3 protein-coding genes are annotated in these 2,342 nt (G+C 31.9%); all 3 read right to left on the bottom strand.

Going from position 1 to position 2,342, the window contains the following annotated elements:
• Positions 1 to 133: 133 nt before the first annotated feature.
• On the bottom strand, positions 134 to 403 hold the full coding sequence (locus tag BKH43_RS08305) for a type II toxin-antitoxin system RelE/ParE family toxin (protein ID WP_095230472.1): 270 nt from the start codon (positions 401 to 403) through the stop codon (positions 134 to 136).
• On the bottom strand, positions 384 to 611 hold the full coding sequence (locus BKH43_RS08300) for a hypothetical protein (RefSeq protein WP_095230470.1): 228 nt from the start codon (positions 609 to 611) through the stop codon (positions 384 to 386). Before BKH43_RS08300 ends, BKH43_RS08305 begins: the two co-directional genes overlap by 20 nt.
• Positions 612 to 880: 269 nt before the next feature.
• Positions 881 to 1,861, bottom strand: a complete 981-nt coding sequence (locus BKH43_RS08295) for a replication initiation protein (RefSeq protein WP_095230468.1) — start codon at positions 1,859 to 1,861, stop codon at positions 881 to 883.
• Positions 1,862 to 2,342 lie beyond the last annotated feature (481 nt).

Below are 2,342 nucleotides of genomic sequence, written 5' to 3'. Positions count from 1 at the left end.
TGTATAGAAAACTAACGTTTATATGGTTTCTTGGCCTCTAGGACGTAAAATAAGAGCGATTAGGGGGTAGGGACGATAGTTTTATCGTCTAGAGTAATTTTGAACGATTTTAGGGGTGTTTTTGTGATTATTTTTAATAAACATCTTGTCTAGTAGATATTTTTATAATTTCAATCGTCAAGATTTCGTTTAAAACAATTCCAACAATTCGATACTCACCTACTCGCCATCGCCATGTATTAACTGCGTTTTGTAGTTTTTTGCAGTTGATTAACAGTGTAGGATTGTCTGAGGTTTTTAATACTTCGTCCATAAAGTTTTGGATTCTTAATCCATTCCGTTTGTCGCTTCTAAGAATTTTTGTGAATTCTTTATCCGCTTTTTTAGTTAGTATGACTTGCATCTAGCCCGCAATCCTTAAGCATCTCAGTTTTTATTTTCTTTTGATCTTCTAATGGCAATGCTTCAAACATCTCACGAGCTAACATCATTGATGGCGCCGTTTCAATCGGATAGGAATCTGTTTCAATTTTTAGCTTAGGGCTTAGGAACTTTAAGCCTTCAATTGCCTTTAACGTTCGCACGTCTGCATTTTTGATAACTATTTTCATATTTTTTTGCCCCTTTTTTGGAATTTATTAGCATGATACTACTTTATTTTTTTTCACATCTGCTCTATTAACACCTACAAAAAAAATACAGCTATAGATTCTTTTTTCCCTTTTTGTTTTTAGAAAAATTTACAACCAAAAAAGGCATTTTTTTGTTTTACGGCAGGATAAAGCTTTTATGTACAAAAAAAAGCTACTCTAGCCCGTGCTGGACGAGCTGAACTAGGTGTCAAAAAAGCGTATTTTTGAATGATAGGAGAAAGCTAAAGCTAGATAAGTTTTGCCATTTGATCTAAAAATTCTTTTTTAGTCTTTAAGATCATGTTTCCTAGGCGATTGGTATCTATGTTTTTCATGATTATGCTGAAACCTTCACCGAACGCATCTATTTGAATAATTTTGAATGTGGATTGGCTTTTAGGAATGTATATATTTCTGCCGAGATATTCTTTAACGTTGATTTCTGTTTTATCATCTAATGCTTGGGTTGGTGTAGGGTTAGTGATAGATTCTTTTGTGGGCTCTTGGACATCTTTTAAAGCTTTAATTGATTTAAACGTAAATTTTAGAAATACGATTTTTCTCCCTTTTTTTACAGGCTCTCCATCTGCGTCTAGTTTTTCTACCTTTAAATTTTTAAATGGGATTCGTTTTTCATCAAATAAATTTTTCTCTGAACTCAGTTCCGCTATAGCCGGTTTTAAAATTTGTTTATCAATATCAGTTGACGCATAACTGTCTGGTATCCCTAAAATCCTTTTAAAGTCAAAATAATTGATTCTCCACTCACCCTTACTGCGCCACTGTTTTAAAAATCGATATATGGTTTTAGCATAAGCGCCACTAAGGCTCACAAATTCAGCTAATTCAAAACGTGTAAAGTTGCCCACTAGCGAATTAAATAAGTACACAAATTTTTCATCAACCTTCACTTCTATGATGTTTTCTTTGTGATTTAAACTAACAACAGGAAAGATTACAGCCTTAGAGATTGAGTAATCATCTTGATACTGTATTTTTAAGTTTTGCAACTTATCAAATTGAGCAAAAATGGTTCTTTCTACGTATTTTTTACGTCTTTTTTCTATCCCGCTAAGTTCTATAATTTCAGATACTGAAAAAGACAATAAATTAGAATTTTTATTTTTAATTTTTGCAAAAATAGTAAAAAGTATATTAATTTGATTTTCGCTCAATCCGTTTAAAACTATATTGTTTAGGTCATTGTGGTATTTGACAACTTCATTCATATTTACCCCTTTTAAATCTGTAATTTAGGGGATTATAGCATAAAGTAAGGGATAAAATATAAATCTATCCCTTTATAAAGGGGATAAAATATAAATCTATCCCTTACTTTGTACAAAATCTATTACACAATGAAGAGAAATCTATTACACTATGAAGAGAAATCTATTACACTATGAAGAGAAATCTATTACACTATACCCCTTTTTGAACCCGTGCCCAACGGCTCCAAAATGCCCCCTAAAAGATATTAAAAGAATATTAAAAGAAAACTAAAAGAATATTAAAAGAAAAATCGAAGCAATTTTTCATGTTTTTGTAGTCAGTAGGTATCTCGATTTTTCGCTTATTCAGCTCAAATCGAACCTCATTGCTAGATAGATTGACGCCTTCAGCGTCAAGTAGGCTTAAAAGGGAGAAAAAAGATAGATGCTGTATAGAAAACTAACGTTTATATGGTTTCTTGGCCTCTAGGACGTAAAA

The sequence above is a fragment of the Helicobacter sp. 13S00401-1 genome, assembly GCF_002272925.1.
In the GTDB taxonomy this organism is placed as follows: domain Bacteria; phylum Campylobacterota; class Campylobacteria; order Campylobacterales; family Helicobacteraceae; genus Helicobacter_I.
Note: the sequence above shows the minus strand (reverse complement) of the source record. Positions and strands in the feature narration are given on the sequence as shown.

Excerpts from the sequence above, each read along its gene's own strand:
- BKH43_RS08295 (WP_095230468.1), bottom strand. The coding sequence starts at position 1,861 with ATGAATGAAGTTGTCAAATACCACAATGACCTAAACAATATAGTTTTA.
- BKH43_RS08300 (WP_095230470.1), bottom strand. The coding sequence starts at position 611 with ATGAAAATAGTTATCAAAAATGCAGACGTGCGAACGTTAAAGGCAATT.
- BKH43_RS08305 (WP_095230472.1), bottom strand. The coding sequence starts at position 403 with ATGCAAGTCATACTAACTAAAAAAGCGGATAAAGAATTCACAAAAATT.